Raw genomic sequence first — 6,251 nt, forward strand, 5'->3', positions numbered from 1 at the left:
CGACCAGCGCGGCTGCTCCTGACGCTGAATCACGCACGGCTGTCCACCGACTGTCCACCGAGGCCAGCTAGCAAGAACTGCCCCAACCCATCGAACTCGACAAAGCCGCAGGTCACAGGCGCCACCGTGGGAACCGATGACGTTAACGAACCGATGACCTACGCATTGCGATGCACACGGTTCAGGTGCCCGATTTACCCGACTCCCATGGTCGCCGAAAGCAGAAAACCCCAGGTCAGAGGCCTGACTTGGGGTTCACCTTAGAGCCGCCTGCGGGATTCGAACCCGCGACCTACGCATTACGAGTGCGTTGCTCTGGCCAACTGAGCTAAGGCGGCGCCGTTGCAGGAAGTCCTGGCAACGCGGGCCAGTCTACACAGGTTGGCGGGTGATCCGTAACGCGATACCCCGGTGGGGTCAGGCGGAGGAGACGGCGAGCTTGGCGGCGAAGCCGGCGAAGAGGGCGGCGACGCCGCTGGTGAGGCCGGCGGAGAGGCGCTTGCGGCGGCGGAAGGCGGTGGCGAGGGAGGTTCCCGCGAAGATCAGCAGCGAGAGGTAGAGGAAGCTGAAGGTCTGCAGGATGCCGCCGAGGAGGGTGAAGGAGAGCACCGGGCGGCCGTAGGAGGGGTCGACGAACTGGGTGAAGAAGGAGAGCAGGAAGAGGATGGCCTTGGGGTTCAGCAGGCTGATCACCAGGGCGCGGCGGAACGGGCGTTCGGCGGACTCGGCGGGGTCGGCGGCGGACTCGGCGGTGGCGGTCTCGGGGACGGCGCGGTGCTCGCGCCAGAGCTGGCGGGCGGCGCGCAGCATGCCGATGCCTATCCAGAGCAGATAGGCCGCGCCGCCGAACTTCACCACCGCGAAGACGGCCGGGTTGGCCTTCAGGAGGGAGGCGGCGCCGAGTGCGGTCAGGCTGATGAGCGTGAAGTCGCCGACGAAGACGCCGGCGGCGGCGCGGTACCCGGTGCGGACGCCCTTGCGGGCGGCGACGGAGAGCACGTAGAGGGAGTTGGGGCCGGGGAGGAGGACGATGACGAGGGCGCCGAGGACGTACGTCGTCAGGTCGTTGACTCCGAACACGGTGGGCTCCGGTGGGGGTGGGAGAGCGATGAGGGGCGCTCATCCTAACGTCGCACCGGCCGTTTCCTCAGGGGCCGCAACGCTTCCCGTTCTCCGGGGCCTCGCCGGCCAGCAGGTAGCGGTTGACCGCTCCGTCGAGGCAGGCGTCGTGACGGCCGTACGCGGTGTGGCCGTCCCCGTCGTACGTCAGCAGCCGCCCGGACTCCAGTTGGCCGGCCAGCGCCTGGGCCCACGCGTACGGGGTGGCCGGGTCCCGGGTGGTGCCGACGACCACGATCGGCGTGGCGCCGGCGGCCCGGACGGTGTGCGGCGCGCCGGTGGCCCGGACCGGCCAGTAGGTGCAGGTCAGCGCCATCCAGGCCATGTCCCGGCCGAACCGCGGCGAGGCCCGCTCGAAGTCCGGCACCGCCCGCGCGGCGTCCTCCGGGCCCGCGAACGGCGCGGGCAGGTCGAGGCAGTTCACCGCCGTGTTGGCGAACATCAGATTGGGGTAGGAGCCGTCCGCCTCCCGCCCGTAGTACGCGTCGGAGAGCTTGAGCAGGCCGGTGCCGTCGCCGGCCCGGGCGTCGGCGAGCGCGGCGCGCAGCCGGGGCCAGAGGAAGTCCGCGTACATGGCCTGGATGACGCCGGTGGTCGCCTGCGCCTCGCTGAGCCGGCGGGCGCCGTCGGTGGTGGGCAGCGGGTGCGCGTCGACCGCCGCGAACAGGGCGGCGAGCTGCTCGCCGGCCTGCTGCTCGGTGCGGCCGAGCGGGCAGTCCTCGCGGGTGGCGCAGTCCCGGGCGAAGGCGGTCCAGGCCGTCTCGAAGCCGCCCGCCTGGGTGCGGTTGCCGGCCAGCGAGTCGAGGGAGGGGTCCATCGCACCGTCGAGCACCATCCGGCCGGTGCGGCTCGGGAACAGGCCCGCGTAGGTCGCGCCGAGGAAGGTGCCGTAGGACTTGCCGACGTAGTTGAGCCGTTCGTCGCCGAGCAGGGCGCGCAGTACGTCGAGGTCGCGCGCCGCCTCGACGGTGCTCAGATGGCCGAGCTGCGGGCCGGACCGTTGCCGGCAGCCCTCGGCGAACTCCTTGGCGGCGGCCACCAGGGCGTCGACCTCGGCCGGGTCGTCGGGGGTGATGTCGACGGCGGTGTACGCGTCCATCCGGTCGCCGCTCAGACAGGTGACCGGGGAACTGCGGCCGACCCCGCGCGGGTCCAGGCCGACCAGGTCGTACCGGGCGCGGACGGCAGGGTCGTAGGTGCGGGCCGCGCCCTCGACGTACTCCACGGCCGAGCCGCCGGGGCCGCCGGGGTTGAGCAACAGCGAGCCGAGCCGGCCACCGGCCCCACCGGCCCCGGCGGACGCGGAGGACCCGGAGGAGTCGGTGGGAACCGCCGGGGCGCGGACGGCGGCCAGGGTGAGCTCTCCGTCGGCGGGGTGGTCGTAGTCCAGCGGCACCCGGAAGGTGGTGCACTCGTAGCCGTCGTCGCAGGGCTGCCAGGCGAGCCGCTGCCCGTAGTAGGGGACGAGCGCGGACGGCACGGCGGCGGGCAGCGCCTCCAGCGGGGTGACCGGCGGCGGGGCGGACGCGACTGCGGAGGAAGCCGCGGACGGGGTGGCGGTGTCCGAGGGGACGGCCCCGGGCGTTCCCGCCCCGCCGGCCGAACAGCCGCCCGCGAGCAGCCCGGCCGCCGCCAGCAACGCGGTCGCCGCCACCCCTCCCCCGCGCCCGGCGCACACCCGCGCCGGGCCGTCCTGCCGCCTGTCGGCCCGCATCTGGGATCCCCTCAGCCGTTCACTCCCGGTGGCCCCACTGCCACCCGGGGTACCGGAAGCGTAGTGCCGCGCACCGGCGGGCTCAGGACGCCTTGCCGAGCGCCTCGCCGAGGTACTGCGCCGCCTGCCGGACCAGCCGCAGCCGGATCCGCTCCGCCGAGTAGTCCGTCGCGTTGTCGGAGATCCGCACCTCGGCGCGGGCTGCCGCGCCGGTGCCGCCGCGCAGCGCCGACTGGAGCTTGCGGGCGGCGTCCAGCCCGGCGGTGTCACCCTTCCCGGCCGCGAGCAGCAGCTTCGGGCTCCCGGTGACGGGCGCCTCGGCGCCGGCGCGGGCGAGCGCCGCCGCGTCGTACCGGCCGGAGACGGCCGCCGCCGCACCGTACAGGTCGGGGCGGGCGAGGCCGGCGGCCGCGGCGCAGGGTGCGCCGTCCTCCACCCCGAGCGCGCCCCAGGCCTCCGGGCCGGGCGGCAGGGTGCGGAAGGTGGCCGCGATGGTGGTGCGCAGCACGGCGTCGTCGGCGACGGCCATCGGGGCGGCGGCGACCAGCTCGCAGGGGTGCCCGGTGCCGTTCGGCGCCTCGGGGGCGACCAGGATGAACGGCTTGGTCCTGGCGCTCTGCACGGCGGAGGCGAGTCCCTCGAAGACGTCCGGGACCTCGGCGTCGGCGGTCTTCCGGGGGGTGGCGGCGTGCATCACGACGACCGGGAATCGGGCGTTCGGGTCCTTGGCGTACTGGGCTGGCAGCCAGACCCGGACGTTGCGCGGGTGGCCGTCCGGGCCGGGGACGGCGGACTGCAGCAGCTCGCCGCCGCCCGGGTGGCCGACGCTGTCGAAGCGGCTGACGACCGACACCGGGGACGGCGTCGGCAGGGCCGGAGCGGGGGCGGGCGCCAGGGCGGGGTCGGCGGCGCCCACGGCCTCGATCGGCGGAGCGGCCTGCCGGCCCCCGCCCGGACCGGCGGCCCCGGCCTCCGGTCCGTCGAACCGGTCGGCGAACGGATCGGCCGCGCCGTTCCTGCCCCCGCCCAGCGCACCGAACGTGCCCAGCGCCGTCAGGATCGTCAACACGGTGACGCAGACTCCGCAGACCATCGCCCCGGCCGCCCGCAGCAGCATCGGCCGCTGCTCCCCGGCCAGTCCGTAGGTCTCGGCGGCCCGGAGGTCGCGCCAGCGCAGCAGGGCGCCGCGCGCCAGCCAGACCCCGCCCCCGGCGGCGGCCAGCAGCGGAAGGATCAGAAGCGAACGGACCATGGGACGCACCACCTCGGAGGAGGGCCGGCCGACCGGTCGGGCCCGGCACCGTTACGGGACGCGACGGCCCCGGCGGCGGGGCTCAGTCGGCCCCCAGGGTGCAAGACGATCCGGGGCTCGCACACGCGTATGCCCGGCGCGTAACGCACATTCACTCGAAGGTGGGACGAAGCACGGGGCGGCAAGCCGAACCGGGGCGCCCCCCGCACCGCCCCCGGGCGGCTCAGCCCGCGCGCAGCGCCACGGTCATCGCCTCGACGGCGAGCAGCGGGTCGACGTTGCGGTCCAGCGCCCGCCGACAGGCGAGCACCGCCTCGATCCGGCGCAGCGTGGACTCCGGCGGGCCGGTCTGGGCGACCCGGTCCAGCGCCTGCCGCTGGTCCTCGTTGGCCAGTGCGCCGGTCGAGCCGAGCTGGAGCGCCAGGACGTCCCGGTAGAAGCCGAGCAGGTCCAGCAGGGCGACGCCGAGGGTCTCCCGGCGGGTCCGGGTGGCCCGGCTCTTCTGCCGCTTCTCCAGTTCCTTGACCGCTCCCGCCATGCCGCGCGGCGCCTTGCTGCCCTCGGCCGCGCCGTACGCGGCCCTGAGGTCGTCGGTCTCCTTGGCGTCCTGGGTCTCGGCGAGCGCCTCCGCGTCGGCCTTGGCGGTGTCGACCAGGCGCTGGGCGGCGGCCAGGCAGCCACCGATGTCACCGACCTCCAGCGGGATCCGCAGCACGTCGGTGCGGCGGGTCCGGGCCTGCTCGTCGACGGCCAGCCGGCGCGCGCGATCGATGTCGCCCTGCCCGGCCAGCGCGGCCAGCCGGGCGGTGTGCGGCTCGACGCCGTCGCGCCGCACCAGCATGTCGGCGACCGCCTCGGCGGCCGGGGTGCGCAGCACCAGCAGGCGGCAGCGGGAGCGGATGGTCGGCAGCACGTCCTGCACCGAGGGGGCGCAGAGCAGCCAGACGGTGCGCGGGGAGGGCTCTTCCACGCCCTTGAGCAGCGCGTTGGCGGCGGCCTCGGTGAGCCGGTGGGCGGCGTCGACCAGGATGACCGACCAGCGGCCTCCGGTGGGGTAGCTGGAGGCGCGCAGCACGAGGGCGCGCATGTCGCCGACGCCGATGGACAGACCGTCGGTGCGGACGTACTTCACGTCGGCGTGGCTGCCCGCGAGGACGGTGTGGCAGCCGTCGCAGAAGCCGCAGCCGGGCGTGCCGCCGAGCGCGAGGTCGGGGCTGGTGCACTGGAGCGCGGCGGCGAAGGCCCGGGCCGCCGTGGTCTGACCGGCTCCGGGCGGGCCGGTGAACAGCCAGGCGTGCGTCATCAGCGAGGCGTTGCCGCCCGGCTCCGGCTCGGCGCCGCGACCGGCGCCGACGATCGCCCCGGCCGCCCGGGCGGCGGCGGTCAGCTGCTCGACCACCCGCTCCTGGCCCACCAGGTCGTCCCAGACGGCCACTACTGCTCCCAAGCTCGCTACGGACTACCGCTCCCGCCGTCGAGCATACGTGGCGGCTACGACGGGTCCGGGCGCTGCGGGAACCCGCCCGGCCGGGGCCCGGTCAGCCCCGGCGGCCCCAGCGGCGGCCCTTGCCCTTGCCGTCGTCCTGGCCGCTCTGGCCGCCCTGGCCGCCCTGGGCACCTTGACCGCCCTGGGCCCCCTGGCCCTCGCGACCCGGCCGGTCGGCCTGACGTCCCTGGCCGCCGGCGCCGCCCGAACGGGGACGGTCGTCCTGGTCCCAGCGGGCCCACTCCTCGCGCGAGCCGAGCAGCGTGTCGGTCAGGCTGGGCAGGTCGTCCAGCGGGGTCTCCTCCGCCCAGTCCGGACGCGGCCGCGGGTCGGCGGCGGGCCGGCCCTGCTGCGGGTCGATCACCGGCAGCTCGCGGGTGCGCTCCACCGGGCGCTCCTCGGCGCCCGGGCGCCGCTCCCGCGACGGGGCCGGGGTGCCCGGCTCGATCTTCGGCAGCACCGCCGTCCGGTCGGCGTCCTCCGCCGGGATCCTGGGCAGCACGGCCGTCTCGTCGGCCGCCGGCCCGGACGGCACGACCGGCAGCTTCGCCGTGGCGGTGAGGTCCGCCGCGCCGGCGCCCCGGCCGCGCACCGAGATCTCCTGCGTCGCGTCCTCTCCGCGCCCGGGCCGCGGATCCGTCGCGCCGGTGTCCTTGACGGCCCGCAGCTCGGTGGTCGCC

Annotated in this window: 4 protein-coding genes, 1 tRNA gene and 1 pseudogene; all 6 read right to left on the minus strand. The window is 75.7% G+C overall.

What is annotated here, in order from left to right; genetic code table 11:
- Positions 1–264: 264 nt before the first annotated feature.
- Positions 265–338, minus strand: a tRNA-Thr gene (locus tag ACFVUH_RS29535).
- 79 nt (positions 339–417) lie between these two features.
- The gene (gene leuE, locus ACFVUH_RS29540) at positions 418–1,080 is read right to left on the minus strand and encodes a leucine efflux protein LeuE (RefSeq protein WP_387916368.1); all 663 of its coding nucleotides are present in this window, start codon (positions 1,078–1,080) and stop codon (positions 418–420) included.
- Positions 1,081–1,147: 67 nt separating this feature from the next.
- Positions 1,148–2,833, minus strand: a complete 1,686-nt coding sequence (locus ACFVUH_RS29545; protein ID WP_387916369.1) for an alpha/beta hydrolase — start codon at positions 2,831–2,833, stop codon at positions 1,148–1,150.
- Between the two features lie 82 nt (positions 2,834–2,915).
- Positions 2,916–4,085, minus strand: coding sequence for a hypothetical protein (locus ACFVUH_RS29550; protein ID WP_387916371.1), 1,170 nt, complete (start codon positions 4,083–4,085; stop codon positions 2,916–2,918).
- A gap of 223 nt (positions 4,086–4,308) precedes the next feature.
- The gene (locus tag ACFVUH_RS29555) at positions 4,309–5,520 is read right to left on the minus strand and encodes a DNA polymerase III subunit delta' (protein ID WP_387916373.1); all 1,212 of its coding nucleotides are present in this window, start codon (positions 5,518–5,520) and stop codon (positions 4,309–4,311) included.
- A gap of 103 nt (positions 5,521–5,623) precedes the next feature.
- Positions 5,624–6,251, minus strand: a pseudogene (locus tag ACFVUH_RS29560) (hypothetical protein); the annotation flags it as partial.

It is taken from the genome of Kitasatospora sp. NPDC058032 (assembly GCF_042885845.1).
Taxonomy (GTDB): Bacteria; Actinomycetota; Actinomycetes; order Streptomycetales; family Streptomycetaceae; genus Kitasatospora.